Origin of the sequence: Citrobacter sp. Cf136 (assembly GCF_030333815.1) — a bacterium.
In the GTDB taxonomy this organism is placed as follows: Bacteria; Pseudomonadota; Gammaproteobacteria; order Enterobacterales; family Enterobacteriaceae; genus Citrobacter; species Citrobacter freundii.
The window spans coordinates 237,835-260,293 of the sequence record NZ_JAOWFE010000032.1 but is presented as its reverse complement, the minus strand read 5'-3'; the positions used below and the strand labels follow the sequence as shown (position 1 = coordinate 260,293).

18 protein-coding genes, 1 tRNA gene and 3 pseudogenes are annotated in these 22,459 nt (G+C 50.3%); 16 read left to right on the top strand and 6 right to left on the bottom strand.

Going from position 1 to position 22,459, the window contains the following annotated elements; translation table 11 throughout:
- Position 1 precedes the first annotated feature (1 nt).
- The 9 genes from OGV98_RS05535 to yejF all read left to right on the top strand — a co-directional run bounded on the left by OGV98_RS05535 (position 2) and on the right by yejF (position 11,663).
- Entirely contained in the window at positions 2–1,468 is a 1,467-nt protein-coding gene (locus OGV98_RS05535; RefSeq protein ID WP_049016379.1) for a mannitol dehydrogenase family protein, read from the top strand.
- A 119-nt stretch (positions 1,469–1,587) separates the two neighbouring features.
- Entirely contained in the window at positions 1,588–2,574 is a 987-nt protein-coding gene (locus OGV98_RS05530; RefSeq protein ID WP_016150669.1) for a CobW family GTP-binding protein, read from the top strand.
- A 34-nt stretch (positions 2,575–2,608) separates the two neighbouring features.
- The gene (locus OGV98_RS05525; RefSeq protein WP_003840063.1) at positions 2,609–3,322 is read left to right on the top strand and encodes a phosphatase PAP2 family protein; all 714 of its coding nucleotides are present in this window, start codon (positions 2,609–2,611) and stop codon (positions 3,320–3,322) included.
- A 413-nt stretch (positions 3,323–3,735) separates the two neighbouring features.
- Positions 3,736–4,305 (top strand): bifunctional murein DD-endopeptidase/murein LD-carboxypeptidase, encoded by a 570-nt coding sequence (gene mepS / locus OGV98_RS05520; RefSeq protein WP_003027474.1) that lies wholly within the window; start codon positions 3,736–3,738, stop codon positions 4,303–4,305.
- Between the two features lie 172 nt (positions 4,306–4,477).
- Complete coding sequence (locus OGV98_RS05515; protein ID WP_071685221.1) at positions 4,478–6,037, top strand: cyclic di-GMP phosphodiesterase; 1,560 nt, start codon at positions 4,478–4,480, stop codon at positions 6,035–6,037.
- A gap of 100 nt (positions 6,038–6,137) precedes the next feature.
- Positions 6,138–7,952 (top strand): extracellular solute-binding protein, encoded by a 1,815-nt coding sequence (locus OGV98_RS05510; protein WP_200017718.1) that lies wholly within the window; start codon positions 6,138–6,140, stop codon positions 7,950–7,952.
- Positions 7,953–9,047: a microcin C ABC transporter permease YejB gene (locus OGV98_RS05505; protein WP_003834575.1), complete on the top strand. Its 1,095-nt coding sequence runs from the start codon at positions 7,953–7,955 to the stop codon at positions 9,045–9,047.
- Complete coding sequence (locus OGV98_RS05500; RefSeq protein ID WP_003840055.1) at positions 9,047–10,072, top strand: ABC transporter permease; 1,026 nt, start codon at positions 9,047–9,049, stop codon at positions 10,070–10,072. The genes OGV98_RS05505 and OGV98_RS05500 overlap by 1 nt, the downstream gene beginning before the upstream one ends.
- Position 10,073: 1 nt before the next feature.
- The gene (gene yejF, locus OGV98_RS05495) at positions 10,074–11,663 is read left to right on the top strand and encodes a microcin C ABC transporter ATP-binding protein YejF (protein ID WP_044701144.1); all 1,590 of its coding nucleotides are present in this window, start codon (positions 10,074–10,076) and stop codon (positions 11,661–11,663) included.
- Between the two features lie 3 nt (positions 11,664–11,666).
- Here yejF and OGV98_RS05490 read toward each other — a convergent pair whose 3' ends face one another.
- The 3 genes from OGV98_RS05490 to rsuA form a co-directional block, all read right to left on the bottom strand.
- Positions 11,667–12,011: a YejG family protein gene (locus OGV98_RS05490; protein WP_085951589.1), complete on the bottom strand. Its 345-nt coding sequence runs from the start codon at positions 12,009–12,011 to the stop codon at positions 11,667–11,669.
- A gap of 333 nt (positions 12,012–12,344) precedes the next feature.
- Positions 12,345–13,535, bottom strand: a complete 1,191-nt coding sequence (locus OGV98_RS05485) for a Bcr/CflA family multidrug efflux MFS transporter (RefSeq protein ID WP_003027494.1) — start codon at positions 13,533–13,535, stop codon at positions 12,345–12,347.
- Between the two features lie 15 nt (positions 13,536–13,550).
- Positions 13,551–14,258 carry a 16S rRNA pseudouridine(516) synthase RsuA gene (rsuA, locus tag OGV98_RS05480; RefSeq protein WP_044711485.1) on the bottom strand — a complete coding sequence of 236 codons (708 nt, stop codon included), beginning with the start codon at positions 14,256–14,258 and terminating at the stop codon, positions 13,551–13,553.
- 150 nt (positions 14,259–14,408) lie between these two features.
- Between rsuA and radD the strand changes: the two genes are divergently transcribed.
- Together radD and rplY are read left to right on the top strand one after the other, a co-directional pair.
- Positions 14,409–16,169 (top strand): DNA repair helicase RadD, encoded by a 1,761-nt coding sequence (gene radD / locus OGV98_RS05475; protein WP_202581150.1) that lies wholly within the window; start codon positions 14,409–14,411, stop codon positions 16,167–16,169.
- A gap of 124 nt (positions 16,170–16,293) precedes the next feature.
- Entirely contained in the window at positions 16,294–16,578 is a 285-nt protein-coding gene (rplY, locus tag OGV98_RS05470) for a 50S ribosomal protein L25 (protein ID WP_003027502.1), read from the top strand.
- A gap of 120 nt (positions 16,579–16,698) precedes the next feature.
- On the opposite strand, the gene yejK is transcribed toward rplY, so the two are convergent.
- A complete protein-coding gene (yejK, locus tag OGV98_RS05465; protein WP_003027504.1) occupies positions 16,699–17,706 on the bottom strand; it encodes a nucleoid-associated protein YejK in 1,008 nt (335 codons plus the stop codon).
- Positions 17,707–17,840: 134 nt separating this feature from the next.
- On the opposite strand from yejK, the gene OGV98_RS05460 reads away from it, so the two are divergent.
- The 3 genes from OGV98_RS05460 to OGV98_RS05450 all read left to right on the top strand — a co-directional run bounded on the left by OGV98_RS05460 (position 17,841) and on the right by OGV98_RS05450 (position 20,011).
- Positions 17,841–18,068: a YejL family protein gene (locus OGV98_RS05460; RefSeq protein WP_003027506.1), complete on the top strand. Its 228-nt coding sequence runs from the start codon at positions 17,841–17,843 to the stop codon at positions 18,066–18,068.
- A 31-nt stretch (positions 18,069–18,099) separates the two neighbouring features.
- Positions 18,100–19,860 (top strand): LPS biosynthesis-modulating metalloenzyme YejM, encoded by a 1,761-nt coding sequence (gene yejM, locus OGV98_RS05455; RefSeq protein ID WP_202581149.1) that lies wholly within the window; start codon positions 18,100–18,102, stop codon positions 19,858–19,860.
- Positions 19,861–19,934: 74 nt separating this feature from the next.
- A tRNA-Pro gene (locus OGV98_RS05450) sits at positions 19,935–20,011 on the top strand.
- Between the two features lie 58 nt (positions 20,012–20,069).
- Here the strand turns inward: OGV98_RS05450 and OGV98_RS05445 are convergent.
- Positions 20,070–20,435: pseudogene (locus tag OGV98_RS05445) on the bottom strand (HumD family translesion DNA polymerase); the annotation flags it as partial.
- 2 nt (positions 20,436–20,437) lie between these two features.
- Positions 20,438–20,659: pseudogene (locus OGV98_RS23590) on the bottom strand (DNA polymerase V).
- Between the two features lie 24 nt (positions 20,660–20,683).
- On the opposite strand from OGV98_RS23590, the pseudogene OGV98_RS05440 reads away from it, so the two are divergent.
- Positions 20,684–20,927, top strand: a pseudogene (locus OGV98_RS05440) (DinI family protein).
- 484 nt (positions 20,928–21,411) lie between these two features.
- Positions 21,412–22,269, top strand: a complete 858-nt coding sequence (gene yibB, locus OGV98_RS05435; RefSeq protein WP_003840041.1) for a protein YibB — start codon at positions 21,412–21,414, stop codon at positions 22,267–22,269.
- Positions 22,270–22,459 lie beyond the last annotated feature (190 nt).

Below are 22,459 nucleotides of genomic sequence, written 5' to 3'. Positions count from 1 at the left end.
AATGAAAACTATTGCCTCAGCGCCACTGGCGGAAAATGTCATGATGCCGCAGTACGACCGCCAGCAATTAAAAACGCGGATTGTACATTTTGGTTTCGGTGCTTTTCACCGCGCCCATCAGGCGTTACTCACCGACAGGGTGCTGAATGCGCAGGGTGGAGACTGGGGTATTTGTGAGATCAGTCTGTTCAGCGGCGATCGACTGATGAGCCAACTGCGCGAACAGGATCATTTATTTACCGTGCTGGAGAAAGGGGCCAACGGCAACCAACCGATTGTTATCGGCTCCGTCAACGAATGTCTCAACGCCAGGCTGGATTCACTGGCGGCTATTATTGAAAAATTCTGCGAGCCTCAGGTGGCTATTGTCTCGTTAACCATTACGGAAAAAGGCTACTGCATCGATCCGGCTACAGGCTCGTTAGACCTCAGTAATCCACGTATTGCTCACGATCTGCAAACACCGACTGAACCGCACTCTGTCCCCGGAATTATTGTTGAAGCGCTACACCGCCGGCGTGAACGCGGGCTACAGCCGTTTACCGTCCTCTCTTGCGATAATATCCCGGACAATGGTCATGTGGTAAAAAACGCCGTACTGGGAATGGCGGAAAAACGTTCACCAGAACTGGCAACCTGGATTCAGGAGCATGTCAGCTTCCCGGGTACCATGGTGGATCGCATTGTTCCTGCCGCTACCGAAGAGTCACTGGCTGAAATCGCACGCGAGCTGGGCGTTGCTGATCCTTGCGCAATCAGCTGCGAACCGTTTATCCAGTGGGTGATTGAAGATAATTTTGTGTGTGGCCGCCCAGAATGGGAAACGGCGGGCGTCCAGATGGTCGAAAACGTCTTGCCGTGGGAACAAATGAAACTGAGGATGCTGAACGGCAGTCATTCGTTTCTCGCTTATCTCGGTTATCTGGCCGGGTTCCAGCACATCAGCGACTGTATGCAGGACAGCGCATTTCGTGAAGCCACCCACCGTCTGATGCTCAACGAACAGGCGCCTACGCTGCAAATTACCGACGTTGATTTAGACCAGTATGCCCTAAGCCTGTTGGAGCGTTTTGCCAACCCAGCGTTGAAACATAAAACCTGGCAAATTGCGATGGACGGTAGCCAGAAATTACCCCAGCGCATGTTGGAAGGTATCCGCGTACATTTAGCCCGCCAAAGCGAATGGCCGCTGCTGGCGCTCGGTGTCGCAGGCTGGATGCGTTATGTGAGCGGCGTGGATGACTCAGGCGCCGCAATTGATATTCGTGACCCACTAAGTGAGAAAATTGCCGCTCTGGTTAAACAGAGCACAGAGTCAGAACGTGTCAGCGCCCTGCTTTCGCTGCGCGAGATTTTCGCCACCGATCTCGTCCAGAATCCGCAGTTTGTCGCGGCCATTCAGCAGGCCTGGCAACGCATTGCCCAATACGGTGCGCATCAGGCTGTCATTGATACGTTAAAAAGTTAACGATTTCTGCCATTAAACAGGACGAAGCGCGTCTTCGTCCTCTCACCCCTTCTCTTTTTCACCGTTTTTCGCCAGGATTGTTAAATGCCATTACGGTAATTTATGAATCTGGAGTAAATGTGACTAAAACCAATCTCATCACCGGTTTTCTCGGCAGTGGCAAAACCACCTCTATTCTTCATTTATTGGCAAACAAAGATCCTGCTGAGAAGTGGGCCGTGCTGGTTAATGAGTTTGGCGAAGTTGGCATTGATGGCGCGCTACTGGCTAACAGCGGTGCGCTGTTAAAAGAGATCCCCGGCGGCTGTATGTGCTGCGTTAACGGTCTGCCGATGCAGGTTGGTCTCAATACGCTGCTGCGTCAGGGAAAACCTGACCGTCTGCTCATTGAACCCACCGGCCTCGGCCACCCTAAACAGATTCTGGATTTACTCACCGCACCGGTTTACGAACCGTGGATCGATCTGCGTGCGACCCTCTGTATTCTTGACCCGCGGCTGTTACTGGATGAAAAAAGCGTCGCCAATGACAATTTCCGCGACCAGCTGGCCGCCGCAGATATCATTGTTGCCAACAAAACCGACCGTGCCACGACGGAAAGCGAAGACGCCCTGCAAAGCTGGTGGCAACACTATGGAGGTAATCGCCAGTTAGTTCATGCCGACCATGGACAAATTGATGGACAGCTACTGGATTTGCCCCGACTAAACCTGGCAGAGCTTCCTGCAAGCGCGGAGCACGCCCATAGTCATGCCGACAAAAAGGGGCTAGCAGCGTTGAGTCTACCCGCACAGCAGCGCTGGCGTCGTAGCCTGAACAGCGGACAGGGCCATCAGGCCTGCGGTTGGATTTTTGACGCCGATACTGTGTTCGATACTATCGGTCTGCTGGAATGGTCGCGTCTTGCTCCTGTTGGACGAGTGAAGGGGGTAATGCGTATTAAAGAAGGACTGGTACGCATTAACCGCCAGGGAGACGACTGGCATATAGAGACGCAAAACGTCGCGCCACCAGATAGTCGTATTGAACTCATCGCCGATACCGAGACCGACTGGAATGCGCTACAGAGCGCATTGTTGAGACTTCGTTTAGGCGCTAGCGCGTAAGGTTGCCTTCGTTTTTTAGCAATGGTAAACGACGATGAAAACCCGATACCCTCTAATCCTCCTGCTTAATATTGTGGGCCTGGCACTGTTTCTGTCCTGGTATATTCCAGCCGGGCATGGGTTCTGGTCTTCACTGGATACGGGCGTTTTCCGCTTCTTTAATCATAAACTGGTGGAAAGTCCGCTGTTCTTATGGGTTGTTGCTATAACCAATAACCGGGCATTTGATGGCTGCTCATTGCTGGCAATGGGCGCATTGATGCTGCACTTTTGGCTCAAAGAGACATCGGAAGGTCGCCGACGCATTGTGGCTATCGGTTTGGTTATGCTGCTTACCGCAGTGATATTAAATCAGCTGGGCCAGGCGCTTATTCCCGTTAAACGTGCCAGCCCAACCCTGATGCTGGATAATATTTATCGCGTCAGCGAACTGCTGCATATTCCGACCAAAGATGCGTCGAAAGACAGTTTTCCTGGCGATCACGGCATGATGTTGCTTATTTTTTCCGCATTCATGCTGCGTTATTTCGGAAAAGTCGCAGGAATAATCGGCCTTATTATCGCTGTGGTTTTTGCCTTCCCACGCGTAATGATTGGCGCCCACTGGCTCACCGATATCGTGGTTGGTTCCATGACGGTGGTCTTGATTGGCCTTCCCTGGTGGCTAATGACGCCATTAAGCGACCGATTAGTCACTCTGTTCGTGAATTATCTACCCGGCAAAAACAAACAATTTTTAAACAAATAACGCAGAGTAATTAACATCATCAGGGATACTTCTGATTCCCTGATGATGCCTGGCAATATTTCATCATTCTGATTGTCATTCTCCTGTCATCTTATTCATGTTTAAAATGAGTAAGTTGCGTGTTTTTTACCCTGATTGTTCTTAATTTAGACAATGCCGTTTATTCACTTTCTGTATCAATTTTTCTTATAAGAAATCACGTAAAATCACTCGCATTGACCGGAACGATCGGGTAATCTCGAACACGTTTTGCCTCGCGGGATAATTATTCCCTTTCAGAATAAATTTGTGCGTTCTGCCACAGATTTGACCTTAAGGAATTGTCTCATCGTGCGATGGTAATTAGTCTCGTCACGTTTGGCATTTTTTATAACGATATTTATCGTTAAGGACTTCAAGGGAAAACAAACAAAATGGTCAAATCTCAACCGATTTTGAGATATATCTTGCGGGGCATACCCGCGATAGCAGTTGCGGTTCTGCTTTCTGCATGTAGCACAACGAACACCGCCAGGAATATGCATTCTGAGACGCATGCTGTGGGCAATGGAGATAACTCTTCACTGCAAGCCTCTCAGGATGAATTTGAAAATATGGTACGTAATATCGATGTTAAATCACGTATTATGGACCAATATGCTGACTGGAAAGGCGTGCGTTACCGCCTTGGCGGCAGCACCAAAAAAGGTATTGATTGTTCAAGCTTCGTACAACGTACGTTTCGTGAGCAATTTGGTTTAGAGCTTCCTCGCTCAACCTATGAACAACAGGAAACGGGTAAATCCGTTTCGCGCACTAATCTGCGTACAGGCGATCTGGTTCTGTTCCGTGCTGGCTCTACTGGCCGACACGTCGGTATTTATATCGGCAACAACCAGTTCGTACATGCCTCGACCAGCAGTGGCGTTATCATTTCCAGCATGAACGAGCCTTACTGGAAAAAACGTTACAACGAAGCTCGCCGGGTTCTGAGCCGCAGTTAATTTCGTTTGGCAGCTATCCCTTGGCTATCCTGATGAGACATATAAAAAAGCACTGCTACGGCGGTGCTTTTTTTTGCTTTGCCCTTGTGACTAAGAAAAATCTCACAACATGAGTCATTTCAGGTTATATTCATACAGGATAAGTGGTTACTTCAGGTAAACATAAGGAACTATGTTAAGGCGCTCCTCTTCTTCCGATCGGAAACTCCTGCTCACCTGCGTTATAACGGGGATAGTCGTCGCGTTACTCGTCAGCTCACTGCAGTTTTTTATGTCATGGCATCAACGAAACGCAAAGTACGACACGCTAACGTCTAACATACAAAACTATATTGAAAGTTTCTTCGCTGACCTTGAAACCACCACCAACACACTACAACCTCTGGTAAAAGACACCTGCTCGCAAGCTTCAGCTCAACTCACTTCCAGCGCCGCGTTTAGCCTGAATGTGCGGGCCTTTTTGCTGGTAAAAGACGGTATCGCTTTCTGCTCTTCAGCAACCGGTTCAATGAATACGCCTCTTCAGCAATTGGTTCCCGTGCTGGACATGACGAAAGATATCGATATGGATCTCCAGCCCGGTACGCCAATGATGCCGAATAAACCGGCAATACTCATTTGGTATCGCAATCATTCATTACAGAACAGCGGCGTTTTTGCCACCCTGAATGTTAACCTGGCACCCTATCTTCTCTATAACGCTCGGCAAGATGATTTCAACGGTGTGGCACTCATCGTCGGGAAGACGGCTATCACCACGTTTTCCAAACAATTAATCCCCGTGTCTGAACTCCCTGCTCTCCCATCATATAATGCAGCCTTGTCTACATTCCCGTTGGAGGTGCGTTTTTACGCGGATCGGTGGACGTATAAAGATGTGGGATACGCCATCATGCTCGGATGCATGGCCGGGATCATGACCGCTCTCCTTCTCTGGTACTACATCTATGCCGTCCGTTTACGCCCGGGGAAAGATATCCTTAACGCCATCAAACACAATCAGTTTTATGTGGTGTACCAGCCCGTGGTAGAGGTGCAAACGCTGGAGGTGAAAGGTGTTGAGGTACTATTACGCTGGCATCACCCGACCACCGGTGAGATCCCCCCGGATGCCTTTATTCATTACGCAGAATCACAGAAAATGATTGTGCCGCTAACCCAGCACCTCTTTAAGTTGATAGCCCAGGACGCGCCGATGCTGCAAAAAGTATTGCCCGAGGGCGCAAAACTGGGGATCAATATCGCGCCAACGCACTTACACGGCGAGACGTTTAAAGATGATATTCAACGCCTGTACGCCTGCCTTCCCGCGAACTATTTTCAACTGGTGCTGGAAATCACCGAGCGGGATATGCTGCATCAAAACAAGGCAATCGAACTATTTGAATGGCTGCATTCAGCAGGTTTTGAGATTGCCATTGATGATTTTGGCACCGGTCATAGCGCACTTATTTATCTGGAACGCTTTACCGTTGACTACCTGAAAATCGATCGCGGCTTTATTAACGCCATTGGGACGGAAACCCTGACCTCTCCGGTTCTGGACGCCGTGTTGACACTCTCTAAACGTCTTAATATGCTGACGGTTGCTGAAGGGGTAGAAACACCTGAGCAAGCCCGTTGGCTGCGCGAACGTGGAGTACATTTTTTCCAGGGATACTGGATTAGCCGACCATTAAAGCTTGCTGATTTCGTGCGTTGGATGGCACAGCCCAATAAGCCGACGTGGTGATCGCAGTATGCGATTCATATATTCTCACTCGCCGCTACATCCCTTATCTTTCAGGCATGATGCCCGTCGGGTTGTGGCAGGAAAAGGAAATCGCTTTTATATGATCCCTCGCGTACTGCTTCTGTTTATCGCCCTCATCGGGTTTAACGCTCAGGCGCAATCCATCAAAGAAAGCTATGCTTTTGCTGTACTGGGTGAACCTAAGTACGCATTTAACTTTAATCACTTCGATTATGTTAATCCCGCAGCCCCTAAAGGTGGTCAAATCACCCTCTCCGCCATTGGCACATTTGACAACTTTAACCGCTATGCAATGCGCGGTAATCCCGGCGCACGTACCGAAACGCTTTACGATACGCTGTTTACGACCTCTGACGATGAACCTGGTAGCTATTACCCACTCATTGCCGACAGCGCACGCTATGCTGACGACTATTCCTGGGTAGAAATTGCCATTAATCCACGAGCGCGTTTTCACGATGGATCACCCATTACCGCCCGCGACGTCGCATTCACTTTCCACAAATTTATGACTGAAGGCGTGCCGCAGTTTCGTCTGGTCTACAAGGGAACAACGGTAAAAGCCATCGCGCCATTAACCGTACGCATTGAATTAGCCAAACCGGGTAAAGAGGACATGCTCAGCCTGTTTTCATTACCCGTGATGCCAGAGAAGTACTGGAAAGATCATAAGCTCAGCGATCCCTTATCCTCGCCACCGCTCGCCAGCGGCCCTTATCGCATTACCAAATGGAAGATGGGCCAGTATATTGTCTATTCGCGCGTCAAAGATTATTGGGCCGCTAATCTCCCCGTCAATCGTGGACGCTGGAACTTCGATACCATCCGCTACGACTATTATCTGGATGATAACGTCGCCTTTGAAGCGTTTAAGGCCGGTGCGTTTGATCTGCGTCTTGAAAATGATGCCAAAAACTGGGCGACGCGTTATACCGGGAAAAATTTTGCGAATCATTACATCATCAAAGATGAACAAAAAAATGAATCCGCCCAGGATACGCGCTGGCTGGCCTTTAATATTCAGCGTCCGGTGTTCAGTGACCGACGGGTGCGGGAAGCCATCACGCTGGCCTTTGATTTTGAATGGATGAATAAAGCCCTGTTCTATAACGCCTGGAGCCGGGCCAACAGCTATTTTCAGAATACCGAATATGCTGCGACAAAATACCCCGATGCAGATGAACTGGTGATTCTCGCGCCCTTGAAAAAAGATCTCCCTCCTGAGGTCTTCAGCCAAATCTATCAGCCGCCAAAATCAAAAGGCGATGGCTACGATCGTGAGAACTTGCTGAAAGCCGATACCTTACTGGAACAAGCCGGATGGGTACTCAAGGGGCAGCAGCGCGTAAACAGCGTCAGCGGTAAACCTCTGAGCTTTGAACTATTGCTCCCGGCGGGCAGCAACAGTCAGTGGGTGTTGCCGTTCCAGCACAACCTGCAACGCTTAGGCATTACCATGAACATCCGCCAGGTTGATAACTCACAAATCACCAACCGCTTACGCAGTCGCGACTATGACATGATGCCAAGGTTGTATCGCGCAATGCCGTGGCCGAGTTCAGACCTGCAAATTCTGTGGGCTTCTCAATATATTGACTCCAGCTATAACGCCCCCGGTGTGCAAAGCCCTGTTATCGATAAGCTGATCGGTCAAATCATTGCCGCGCAAGGTGATAAAGCCAAACTGATCCCACTCGGCCGGGCACTGGACAGAGTTTTAACCTGGAATTACTACATGTTGCCGATGTGGTTTATGGCCGAGGATCGTATCGCCTGGTGGGACAAATTTTCGCATCCGGCTATTCGCCCAATTTATACCATTGGCCTCGACAACTGGTGGTATGACGTCAACAAAGCGGCGAAACTGCCCGCAGCCAGACGGCAGGGAGAATAGATGGGCGCTTATCTGATTCGACGTCTGCTGCTGGTGATCCCAACGCTTTGGGCCATCATCACCATCAACTTTTTTATCGTGCAAATTGCCCCCGGCGGTCCGGTTGAACAGGCCGTCGCCGCCATTGAGTTCGGGCAAAGCGGGGCATTACCTGGCGCGGGTAGCGAAGGCGTTCGCGCCAGCCATGCGCAAACCGGCGTTGGTAACATCAGCGACAGTAATTATCGCGGCGGCCGGGGTCTGGACCCGGAAGTCATCGCGGAAATCACTCGGCGCTACGGGTTCGATAAGCCCATTCATGAGCGTTATTTCAAAATGCTTTGGGACTATATTCGTTTCGATTTCGGCGACAGCCTGTTTCGTAGCGCCTCTGTGCTGACGCTTATCAAAGACAGCCTGCCGGTTTCCGTTACGCTGGGCCTATGGAGTACGCTCATCATCTATCTGGTGTCAATACCGCTTGGGATCCGCAAAGCGGTTCACAACGGCAGCCGGTTTGATGTCTGGAGTAGCGCATTTATTATTATTGGCTATGCCATTCCGGCCTTTCTGTTTGCCATTTTGCTGATCGTCTTTTTTGCCGGGGGCAGCTACTACGACCTGTTCCCGCTGCGCGGGCTGGTTTCCGCCAATTTTGACTCCCTGCCCTGGTATCAGAAAGTGACCGACTACCTTTGGCATATTACCCTGCCGGTGCTGGCGACGGTAGTTGGTGGGTTTGCCGCGCTGACTATGCTGACCAAGAACTCATTTCTGGATGAGGTGCGCAAACAGTATGTCGTCACCGCACGCGCTAAAGGGGTCAGCGAGAAAAATATTCTGTGGAAACATGTGTTTCGCAATGCCATGTTGCTGGTGATCGCCGGCTTCCCGGCGACGTTTATCAGCATGTTTTTTACCGGTTCGCTGCTGATTGAGGTGATGTTCTCGCTTAACGGTCTGGGACTACTGGGGTATGAATCCACCGTATCACGCGACTATCCGGTAATGTTTGGCACACTCTATATCTTCACCCTGATCGGTCTGCTGCTGAATATCCTCAGCGACATCAGCTATACGCTGGTCGATCCCCGTATTGATTTTGAGGGACGCTAATGTCGCGATTAAGCCCCGTCAATCAGGCCCGCTGGGCGCGCTTTCGCCACAACCGTCGCGGCTACTGGTCGCTGTGGATTTTTCTGGTGCTGTTCGGTCTTAGTCTGTGTTCAGAACTGATTGCCAATGATAAGCCGTTACTGGTGCGCTACGACAATAGCTGGTATTTCCCCCTGTTCAAAAACTACAGTGAAAGCGACTTCGGCGGACCGCTGGCGACCCGGGCTGATTATCAGGATCCGTGGCTACAGCAGCGCCTGGAAAACCAGGGCTGGATCCTGTGGGCACCAATACGCTTTGGGGCGACCAGCATTAACTTTGCCACCGATAAGCCCTTCCCTTCCCCGCCTTCTGCACAAAACTGGCTGGGAACAGACGCCAACGGCGGTGATGTACTGGCACGGATCCTCTACGGCACACGTATTTCTGTCTTATTTGGCTTAATGCTCACCCTATGTTCGAGCGTGATGGGCATTATGGCTGGCGCAATACAGGGCTATTATGGCGGCAAGGTGGACCTGTGGGGGCAACGATTCATTGAAGTTTGGTCCGGTATGCCAACGCTGTTTCTCATCATTCTACTGTCGAGCGTTGTCCAGCCTAACTTCTGGTGGCTGCTGGGTATTACCGTGCTGTTTGGCTGGATGAGCCTGGTTGGCGTGGTGCGCGCGGAGTTTTTACGTACCCGAAACTTTGATTATATTCGTGCCGCTCAGGCGCTCGGCGTGAGCGATAGCAGTATTATTCTGCGCCATATGCTACCCAATGCGATGGTTGCCGCTCTGACCTTTTTACCGTTTATTTTGTGCGCCTCGATAACCACTCTAACCTCGCTGGATTTTCTTGGGTTTGGCTTACCGCTTGGCTCGCCATCGCTCGGAGAACTTCTGTTACAGGGTAAAAACAACCTGCAGGCGCCGTGGCTTGGCATCACCGCGTTCATCTCCGTTGCCCTGCTCTTATCGCTTCTGATCTTTATTGGTGAAGCGGTACGCGACGCGTTCGATCCCAACAAGGCGATTTAAGATGACACAACCTCTGTTAGCTATTGACAATTTATCGGTAGGTTTTCGTCAACAAGAGACCGTGCGCACCGTGGTCAACAGTCTGTCACTGCGCGTTGATGCCGGACAAACGCTGGCGCTGGTGGGTGAGTCCGGCTCAGGTAAAAGCGTGACCGCGCTATCTATTTTACGGTTATTGCCCTCCCCTCCGGTCGTCTACCTTTCCGGCGACATCCGTTTTCATGGTGAATCATTACTTCACGCCGATGAGCAAACGCTTCGCGGCGTGCGGGGGAATAAAATCGCCATGATTTTCCAGGAACCAATGGTGTCACTGAACCCGCTTCACAATCTGGAAAAACAGCTTTATGAAGTGCTGTCGCTGCATAGGGGAATGCGTCGGGAGGCCGCGCGAGCAGAAATCCTGACCTGCCTGGATCGCGTTGGCATCCGTCAGGCGGCCAAACGTCTCGCAGACTACCCGCACCAACTGTCCGGCGGGGAACGCCAGCGCGTGATGATCGCCATGGCATTGCTAACACGACCGGAGCTGCTGATTGCCGATGAACCGACTACCGCGCTGGACGTTTCCGTTCAGGCACAGATCCTGCAACTGCTGAGGGAACTACAGCGCGAGCTGAACATGGGATTACTGTTCATCACCCACAACCTCAGTATTGTGAAAAAGCTGGCCGATACCGTGGCGGTCATGCAAAACGGTCAGTGCGTTGAGCAAAATAAAGCAGCACAGTTGCTCACTGCGCCCACGCATCCCTACACACAGAAGTTGCTAAACAGTGAACCTTCCGGCGACCCGGTACCTTTACCGGCCGGACAAGCCCCGCTGCTGGAAGTGGAAAAACTGCACGTCGCCTTCCCCATCCGCAAAGGTATCCTGAAGCGTGTGGTGGACCACAACGTCGTGGTTAACAATATCAGTTTCTCTCTGCGGCCCGGTGAAACGCTGGGGTTGGTAGGTGAGTCTGGGTCGGGGAAAAGCACTACCGGACTGGCGCTCCTGAGGTTAATATCCTCACAGGGAAGTATTGTGTTCGATGGTCAGGCGCTGCATACCTTAAATCGTCGCCAGCTGTTGCCGGTCCGTCACCGTATTCAGGTGGTATTTCAGGATCCCAACTCCTCGCTTAACCCACGCCTGAGCGTGCTACAGATTATCGAGGAGGGGTTACGCGTTCATCAGCCAACCCTGTCAGCCGAACAACGCGAGGCGCAGGTGAAAGCGGTGATGACGGAAGTGGGACTGGATAGCGAAACGCGGCATCGTTACCCGGCTGAGTTTTCCGGCGGTCAGCGTCAACGTATTGCCATCGCCAGAGCATTGATTCTCAAACCTTCCTTGATTATCCTGGATGAGCCAACATCATCGCTAGACAGAACCGTACAGGCGCAAATCCTGACGTTGTTAAAGTCCTTACAGGAAAAGCATCGGCTGGCTTATATTTTTATCAGCCATGATTTGCACGTAGTACGCGCGTTATGCCATCAGGTTATTGTGCTACGTCAGGGAGAGGTCGTGGAGCAAGGGCAATGCGAGCACGTATTTAACGCGCCACAGCAAGCCTATACGCGTCAGCTGCTTGCGCTAAGCTGACGCTCAAAACGGATTGTTATTTGAAAACGGCTCTGCGATGGCCACGCCGAAGTTTTTCAGTCTGCAGGTCGCGGCAAATTCATCCTGGCGATTCACAAACAGGCACGGCTCCCCTTCGCATTCCAGTACGGAACAAGGAACCTCAATGTCGCTAAGGGCCTGGCTGAGCTTATGCATGACTGACCATGCGCTGTCACCATCAGGGCTGAGCAATTTGAGCGCCACCAGGCTGTTCTCATTGCTCTGACCGTTTTGCGGAATCGGTTCAACCTTTGAACCTGCGAAACCCACCGACCAACGATAGCTCTGCGGCAGACGATGAACGATTGAGAGTTGTAATGTCATCACTTTCTTTCCCTGGAAGCACAATCACTTCACAATTATTTTACATCAATATTAACACATCATTGACAATACGTCTTCAGACAGTTGGTAAACGTTTACACCCTGTCTTTATGCCGCTTTCCGAACCAGGTAATTAAAATTATTCAATGGTTCCGGCATATTTCCGGGCTATATGTACTCGTTTCTGCGATCTAACTCAACCTTTTTAACTACAATGATGTGACTTTTTACATAAATTGATTTTACATAAAATAAACATAACCAGGGGAACTGATAGATTTGCGGTTGATGTATATCAACTCTGGAGGCCTTATGGCCCCCAGGATGTGTAATAGATCACCGTTTTTGGGCGCGACTGGCGTAAAGACAGAAGAGAATTGAACAGGTAGCGCAAAATGCAATCGACCATATCATTGGCCAGGCCGAGTTAAAGGTCGCCAGAGACAACAGCGCCCCAACGATGGCACCAATGCCGAAGCGGAATGTCCCTGCCAGCGATGACGCCGTTCCTGCCATATGTGGAAACTCATCCAGAATAACCGCCATAGCGTTAGATGACACCATCGACACACAGCCAACAAACGCCGCAACGCCCACGACCAGAGCCCAGAACCCCAACCCAAACAGTGTGCTAAAGACCATCCAGCCAGCCATCACGAACTGGATCCACAGACCAGTACGGAACATATTCAATGCCCCAACCCGACGCACAAAGCGGCTGTTGATAATAGTCATCACGAACAGGAATACGATGTTCAGTGCGAAGTAATAACCGAAATGTTGCGGTGAAACGTGGTTGATCTCAATGTAGACAAAGGGTCCGGCGCTCAAAAACGAGAACATCCCGGCAAAACTGAATCCGCTGGCCAGCATATAGCTCAGCACACGTTTATGACGAAACAGCGAGGCAAAGTTGCCAATAGTAGTACGCAGGCGAAACGGCTGGCGACGCTCTACCGGCAGAGTCTCTTTGATCAGTGTAAGGATCATCACCGACGCCAGAATAGCCGCCATGGCGAGGATCCAAAAGATATAGTGCCAGCTCAGCCATACCAGCACCCAGCCACCGATAATCGGTGCCATTAATGGCGCAATTGTCGTGACCAGCATGACGAATGACATCATGCGCGAAAACTCTTCTTTCGGATAGATATCACGCATCAGGGCGTTGATAACCACGCTCGCTGCAGCAGCAGCCAGGCCGTGGAAGAAACGCATCACGATCAGTTGATCGATGGTTTGCGCCAGTGCGCAGGCCACAGCCGCCGCCGCAAACACCAGCGTCCCGCCCAGGATCACTGGCTTGCGTCCAAGGCTGTCTGCCATTGGCCCATAGAACAGTTGCCCCACTGCGAACCCCAGAATATAGGTACTGAGGGTCATCTGCGCGCTACCTGCTGGCACACCAAACTGTTCAGAGATAACAGGCAGCGCCGGAAGATACATATCAATCGACAACGGCATCAACATGGCTAACAAGCCAAGGATAAAGACAATGGCAATTGACGAGTTCTGCCGGGTGGTCACATTTAGCTCCTGAAATTAACGCGGGGTTAAGTTAACGCTGGCGATTTCTTCTTCAGTCAAAGGACGGTATTCACCTGGCGCCAGATCCTCATCAAGCCTGATGTCACCAATCCGTTCACGGTGCAGTTCCACAACGTGGTTACCCACTGCGGCAAACATACGTTTAACCTGATGATAGCGCCCTTCGCTGATGGTCAAACGCACCTGAGTTGGCGTAATCACTTCCAGCAAGGCCGGTTTGGTCAGGTCTTTCTCATTGTGCAACTGTACGCCATGGGCAAACTGTTCGGCGGTATCATCTGCCACTGGCGACTCCAGCGTCACCAGATAGGTTTTCTCACAATGGTGACGAGGAGAGGTGATGCGATGCGACCACTGTCCGTCATCGGTCATCAGCACCAGTCCAGTGGTGTCGATATCCAGACGCCCTGCCGCATGCAGTTTGTAGGCAACCGGTTCATCAAGGAAATAGAGCACCGTCGGGTGATCGGGATCATCCGTTGAGCAAACATAACCCTGAGGCTTATTCAGCATAAAATAGCGCGGGCCATTTTGTTGAACCAGGGAATTACCGTCATATTCTACGTCGTGTTCTGGCAGCAGCTTAAAAGCGCTATTTCTGACGATTTCACCGTCGACGGTAACGCGGTTAGCACGGATCTCACGCCCGGCAATAGCGCGGCTGACGCCGAGTTGCTGAGCGATAAATTTATCAAGTCGCATGTGTGTGATTTTGCCTGTAAAAATACGAGAATCGGGTTTACGCCCGAAAAGTGGGACCGTTATCCGCCCAGTATAGCGGCGTTATACCATCCCTCAAGAGAAATGATTCATGGCATACTACTCCTTGTTATTGTTTATTTTAGTGAGCCCATGATTTTTACTCTTCGCCCGTACCAAAAAGAAGCCGTGGACGCCACGCTCAACCATTTTCGCCACCACCGCACCCCGGCGGTTATCGTCCTGCCAACCGGCGCGGGCAAAAGTCTGGTGATTGCCGAGCTGGCCCGCGTAGCGCGTGGTCGCGTACTGGTACTGGCGCACGTCAAAGAACTGGTCGCACAAAACCATGCGAAATATTGTGCGCTGGGGCTGGAAGCCGATATTTTTGCCGCAGGCCTGAAGCGTAAAGAGAGCCACGGAAAAGTGGTATTTGGCAGCGTACAGTCGGTAGCGCGTAATCTGGACGCCTTTCAGGGAGAATTCTCCCTGCTTATCGTCGATGAATGCCATCGCATTGGCGATGATGAAGAGAGTCAGTATCAGCAAATCCTCACTCACCTGACCAAAGTAAATCCTCACTTACGCCTGCTCGGACTTACCGCCACACCTTTTCGTTTGGGCAAAGGCTGGATTTATCATTTTCATTATCACGGAATGGTGCGCGGCGATGAAAAAGCACTGTTTCGCGACTGCATTTATGAATTACCGCTGCGCTACATGATTAAACACGGCTACCTGACACCGCCAGAACGCCTCGACATGCCGGTAGTGCAATATGACTTCAGCCGCCTGCAGGCACAAAGTAACGGCCTGTTTAGCGAAGCGGACCTGAATCAGGAACTGAAAAAGCAGCAGCGAATAACGCCGCATATCATCAGCCAGATTGTCGAGTTTGCCCAGACGCGTAAAGGGGTGATGATTTTCGCCGCCACAGTTGAACACGCCAAAGAAATTCTGGGTCTGCTGCCTGCTGACAACGCCGCACTTATCACCGGAGACACGCCTGGCGCCGAACGCGACGTGCTGATTGAAGAGTTCAAAGCCCAACGTTTTCGCTATCTGGTGAATGTGTCGGTCCTGACCACTGGCTTCGATGCCCCGCACGTCGACCTTATCGCCATTCTGCGCCCGACCGAGTCAGTTAGCCTTTACCAACAAATTGTCGGTCGTGGGCTGCGCCTGGCGCCGGGTAAAACCGACTGTCTGATCCTCGATTACGCTGGTAACCCGCACGACCTGTACGCGCCGGAAGTTGGTGCGCCGAAAGGGAAAAGCGACAACGTTCCAGTACAGGTGTTCTGTCCTGCCTGCGGCTTTGCCAACACCTTCTGGGGCAAAACAACGGCCGACGGCACGCTGATTGAGCACTTTGGCCGCCGCTGTCAGGGATGGTTTGAAGATGATGACGGCCATCGCGAACAGTGCGATTTTCGTTTCCGTTTTAAAAACTGCCCGCAGTGCAACGCGGAAAATGACATCGCCGCCCGCCGTTGTAGGGAGTGCGACGCGGTACTGGTTGACCCGGATGACATGCTGAAAGCCGCGCTCAGGCTTAAAGATGCGCTGGTCCTGCGCTGTAGTGGGATGGTGTTACAAAATGGCCAAGATGAAAAAGGCGAATGGCTGAAAATTACCTATTACGATGAAGATGGCGCCGACGTTAGCGAGCGCTTTCGTCTGCACACTCCCGCGCAGCGTACAGCCTTCGAGCAACTGTTTATTCGCCCGCACACCCGAACGCCTGGCATTCCCTTACGCTGGATAACCGCCGCCGATATCCTCGCCCAGCAGGCGCTGTTACGTCATCCTGATTTCGTGGTCGCGCGCATGAAAGGTCAGTACTGGCAGGTCCGTGAAAAGGTCTTCGATTATGAAGGACGCTTTCGTCGGGCACATGAATTACGCGGTTAATCGTACTTTTGATTGATGTACCAGCCGTTTGAGTATAGAATCTCGCCCGCTTTTGCATACGCAAAGCAGATCACTTACCTGTTGCTGGGTCGCCTGTAGCAGGAATTATTAAAGAGAGATTTAAATGTTTACTATCAACGCTGAAGTACGTAAAGAGCAGGGTAAGGGTGCGAGCCGCCGCCTGCGTGCCGCTAACAAGTTCCCGGCAATCATCTACGGTGGCGCAGAAGCCCCGATTGCTATCGAACTGGATCACGATGCAGTTATGAACATGCAAGCTAAAGCTGAATTCTACAGCGAAGTTCTGACCATCGTTGTTGACGGTAAAGAAGTTAAAGTTAAAGCTCAGGCTGTACAGCGTCACCCGTTCAAGCCGAAGCTGTCTCACATCGACTTCGTTCGCGCGTAATCGCAAACAAGTTGAAGAAAAACCCCGCCAAGGCGGGGTTTTTTTATGGGATTTTGTAATCGATACTGATGGTTCTCGTCGACCGGATAAGGCGTTTACGCTCTCACCCGGCAAACGGTTTTATTTCCCGCCCGACGTGCGACGCTGCAGCTGGTCGCGCAGGTTCGGCGGCGTACCTTTGATGGTCAAAGTATCTGTAGCCGGATCCCAGAAAATACGTTCACCCAGTAGCATGGCGTCGAAGTTGATGGTTAACCCACCGCCGCTTCCGGCAAATTTGGTTAACTGACGCAGCGTACTGCGATCCGCCGGGAAACTCTCTTCCAGCTCGTAGCCTTTATCAGCGGTAAATTCGCTGAAGCTAACTTCACTGACGCCGGAAAGCTCTTTGGACAGCGACTCCAGCTCGATCTCTTCACCGGCTTGTAGCTGTTCGTTGCAGTAGCTGTACACCTGCTGACGCACGTTCTGGCGTTCAGCTTTATCGAGCTGCGCCTCGGCAGTAAAGTCATCGACCGCCTGCAGCAGGCCACGGTTTTGCGCTTTGGCATTCAGACCTTCGCTGGCACCGAGGAAATCCATAAAGAAATCGGCGACTTTGCGCCCTACCCGCCCTTTCAGGAACGTCAGATAGCGCGTGGACTCCGGATTGGTTTCCCATTCGGTTAAATCAATACGCGCCACGATATCCGCATGATTGATGTCCAGATAGTGCGTCGGATTGATATCCAGATTTTCATTGACGCGCATGCTGCTTAAATTGTTCAGCACGGCGACCAACAGATACTCTACCGCCAGATAGCGGTAATGGCAGAACAGGACAATGCCGCCGTCGGCAAAAGGATATTTCGCCAGCTCGTCCCGCAAGCGTCCGGTCGCGGCACGACTAAATGCCAGAAAATCCTCTTCGCCCTGACGCTGTAAACGCAGCGTTTGTGCCAGTTCACTCTCTTCGCTAAACAGGCCATAAGCTTTATTCTTGGCGCTATATACCCGATGCAGCTCAGCCATCATATCGACAACCGTCGCTGTCGGTTCCAGTAATGAATCGCGCAAGACCAGCTCAAGGTTCTGCTCGTCACGTTTGATAAGCTGGTGCAGGGCAATCTGGTTGATATCCAGACTCATGATAAACTCTCCTTTTAGACCGGGCGGTATTCAACCACCTGCCGGGCAGTGACGCAATAGAAGATAAAAAAGCAGAAAAAAAACTGTCTGTACGGTAATATGTTGCCCTTTCATGAACAGACTGATTTCGATTTATGCCACAAATTTCCCGCTATAGTGACGAACACGTTGAACAACTGCTGAATGAGATGCTCAACGTACTGGAAAAACATAAGGCGCCGACCGACCTTTCCCTGATGGTACTGGGAAATATGGTGACTAACCTTATCAATACAAGCATCGCACCGGCCCAGCGCCAGGCGATTGCCAACTCTTTTGCCCGCGCATTGCAGTCTTCGGTAAACGACGACCAAGCGCATTAAGAGCCTGCTCCGGGGAAACGAACAACAGTTTATGGTAACTCATCGTCAGCGCTACCGTGAGAAAGTCTCCCAGATGGTTAGCTGGGGGCACTGGTTTGCCTTGTTCAACATTCTGTTGGCCGTGGTACTCGGTAGCCGTTACCTGTTTGTCGCCGACTGGCCGACAACGCTTGCAGGTCGTATTTATTCCTATGTAAGCCTGGTCGGACATTTTAGTTTTCTGGTGTTTGCCACCTATCTGCTAATCCTGTTTCCCCTGACGTTTATCGTCATGTCCCAGAGGCTGATGCGATTCTTATCAGCTATTCTGGCGACAGTGGGCATGACGCTGTTGCTAATCGACAGCGAAGTTTTCACCCGCTTCCATTTGCACCTCAACCCGATCGTCTGGGAACTGGTCATCAACCCTGACCAGAATGAAGCGGCGCGTGACTGGCAACTGATGTTTATCAGCGTGCCAGTGATTCTGTTAATTGAAATGCTGTTTGCGACCTGGAGTTGGCAAAAGCTGCGTAGCCTGACGCGTCGTCGCCACTTCGCCAAACCGTTAGCCGCATTCTTCTTCATTTGCTTTATCGCCTCGCACGTGGTGTATATCTGGGCGGATGCCAATTTCTATCGCCCGATTACCATGCAGCGCGCGAATCTGCCGCTCTCCTACCCGATGACGGCGCGTAAGTTCCTGGAAAAACATGGTCTGCTGGATGCGCAAGAGTATCAGCGTCGCCTGATCGAGCAGGGGAATCCGGAAGCAGTTTCTGTGCAGTACCCGCTGAGCGAACTGCGTTATCGCGATATGGGCACCGGCCAGAACGTCCTGCTGATCACCGTCGACGGCCTGAACTATTCACGCTTTGAAAAGCAGATGCCTGCGCTGGCTGAATTCGCCGGGCAGAATATCTCCTTTACGCGTCACATGAGCACTGGCAACACCACGGATAACGGGATTTTTGGCCTGTTTTACGGCGTCTCACCAAGCTACATGGATGGGATTTTATCGACCCGAACGCCTGCGGCGTTGATTTCCGCGCTGAACCAGCAGGGCTATCAGTTAGGGCTATTCTCTTCGGATGGCTTTACCAGCCCGCTTTATCGCCAGGCGCTACTGTCAGATTTCTCCATGCCAAGCGTGCAGACGCAATCTGACGACCAAACCGCAAGCCAGTGGATTAACTGGCTGGGACGCTACGCGCAGGAAGATAACCGCTGGTTCTCGTGGGTCTCCTTTAACGGGACCAACCTTGATGACAGCAACCAGAAGAACTTTGCCAAACGCTATGCCAGCGCCGCTCAGGATGTGGATGCCAACATCAACCGCATTCTGAGCGCCCTGCGCGACTCCGGCAAACTGAACAACACGGTGGTGATTATTACCGCAGGTCGGGGCGTGCCGCTGACGCAGGAAGAGAACAACTTTGCCTGGTCGCGAGGCCATCTGCAGGTTCCTCTGGTAATTCACTGGCCGGGAACGCCTGCACAGCGCATCAATAGTCTGACCGATCATACGGACCTGATGACAACGCTGATGCAGCGCCTGCTGCACGTCAGTACACCTGCTAACGAATACTCGCAGGGGCAGGATCTGTTCAATGCAACCCGCCGCCATTACTGGGTTACTGCCGCTGACGGCAGCACGATGGCCGTTACCACACCCGAGATGACGCTGGTGCTGAACAACAACGGTAATTATCAGACCTATAATTTGCGCGGCGAGAAAATAAAAGATCAGAAACCGCAGCTAAGTCTGCTGTTACAGGTTCTGACGGATGAGAAGCGATTTATTGCTAACTGATTAATTATAAATCAGTTAGCGAGACATGCTCTTGCATTCGTAGCGGAAAGCAGTAGTATTAGCAGCCATAGCGTCGGCACGTAGCGCAGCCTGGTAGCGCACCGTCATGGGGTGTCGGGGGTCGGAGGTTCAAATCCTCTCGTGCCGACCAAAAATCCTCGAAAAACCAGCCTGTTACGGCTGGTTTTTTTATGCCTGTTTTCTGAGCGCTCCGCGTTCCTGGCATCATTAATGATGTACGTGATAACTCCAAATATTGCGTGTGAGGAATTGTAGCCATCACCATCTTCTGACAGCGCTTCCCTTCTCCCGTTCTCCAGATTTATCAGGTGGGGCTGAGGGTGAGTTCGGTATCACTTGATCCTGAATTCCCCATCTATCGCGCATATCAGCAGCGAACCATCACAGGCTGAAAGCGACGCATCCACAACAAGTAGCGCCCCCTGGATTATCCCTTCCCTGAAATGTGAACGCGATGCCCGTATGAAATAAGTCGCTGCGGGCTGGCTGATTAGCTGCTGATCGAGGGAGATCCTTGTTTCAACGTAATCATTGACAGGTGAAGGGAAGCCCATGGCTATAGTCCTCCGTTTGGATTGAACAGCTGAAAGGTACGGTTCTCCCCTTCCTGCGTTGATACATCGCGGAATGTTGTCACATACTACTCGATCCATTCGTTAGGCTGCTTCATCGTCCAGTTCCAGTTAACCTTGCTCAGTTCCTGGACAAACCGCTGTGTGGTGGCATCAATTAACCCCTCTTGAATACCGGATAAAAACACAGTATAAATACTGTATATACATCCAGCAAAAGGCTACAAGCAATGTTCGTGGAACTCGTTTATGACAAAAGGAATTTTGATGGTTTGCCCGGAGCAAAAGATATCATTCTGGGAGAATTGACGAATGAGGGTTCAGCGGATCTTCCCCGATGCTGATGTTCGGGTTAAACCGATGATGACACTACCGGCGATCAACACTGACGCCAGCAAACATGAGAAGGAGCAGATAAGCCGTACTGTTCAGGAAATGTTTGAAGAGGCTGATATGTGGCTAGTTTCAGATTAAACGCCTTGAACCGTCATATTGCTTAAGTACAATCCGCCGTGACTGGCAATCATTCAATACTCGCACTATCGAACGTTCGCCAGTCGGCCGCAATCATGCTCTTGCATACGGTGTGGTTGCGGCAACTCTTGTTACAGTTCACCATCAATTGGCCAGCCAGGTCATCTTTAATGATTTCCGTTATTACGCCAAATATCGGCAAAGGAACACTGCTTAATATGATTCAGTAACCTATGGTTATCATATATTGGAACAAAACGACAATTTCAAAAAAAATAATATCAATGAAAATTATTCACCATTGAACAATCCTTTGCAACAACCAGTTATTTTGTATATCCGTTGCTTATCAGTTTTAATATCACATGATCCTTCCCGCCTCATGTTGATACTGATAGAATGTTTCCATGTGACTGATATCAAAAAATATGTATTCAACATTCTTGTAGTTATTGGATAGGTATAAAACACGGATTGCTTAAAAATGAACTCTTCTATTACCATTGTTACAGCATTTTTCGATATAGGACGAGGAGACTGGACGAGTAATAAAGGTTTCTCTCCTCACTTAGAGAGAACAGCTGATACCTATATTCAGTACTTTGAAAATCTGTCTAAATTGGATAATGACATGGTCATTTTTACATCCAGTGAACTTAAACCCAAAATTGAAGCAATTAGAAATGGGAAAAACACTGTTGTAGTGGCTTTAGATATTAATAAGAAATTTCAAAGCATAAAAAAAAGAATTGCACGAATTCAAAAAGATAATGAGTTCATTAGCAAACTTGAAACTCGCCAGTTGATAAATCCCGAATACTGGTCCCCAGACTATGCACTGGTTTGCAATCTAAAAACATATTTTGTAAACAGAGCTATAGAGTTAAATCTTGTGAATGATGATATGGTTGCATGGGTTGACTTTGGTTACTGTCGTAGTGCAGACGTAACCAGAGGGTTATCTCGATGGGACTATCCTTTTGACCGCAACAAAGTAAATTTCTTTACAGTTAAAAAAGGTTTGACCGTCAAAACTATCCATCAGGTTTTTGACCACATGATTAACAATCGTTCCTATATTATTGGTGGGGCAATTGTAGCAACACAAAAGAAATGGAAAGAGTTTTACAAACTGGTTTGTCAGTGTCAAATAAAAACACTCAGAAATAATATAGTTGATGACGATCAGGGTGTTTTTATAATGTGCTATCATTACAACCCTAAATTAATAAAACTAAATTACCTGGGTAAGAACCGCTGGTTTAATCTATTTAAACTATTCGGAAGAAAAGATTTAATTACTTTATTAAGAAGATTAAAGGTCTCTCTTATAGGTAAATAATTTTTAATTGAGGTATGAACAATGCCGATTCTAACCAGCCCCGGCATTGTTTTGCTTTTTCCTGCGCAGCCTGTCCCTGAAAAAATGCTTTTTCCGCCTCTGCATCATGAACCTATTGTGTGCCGTCCCATTTAACGTATCCCCCTTCGGGAGCCATTGATACAACATTATCAGGCAGGGACCCCAGCGT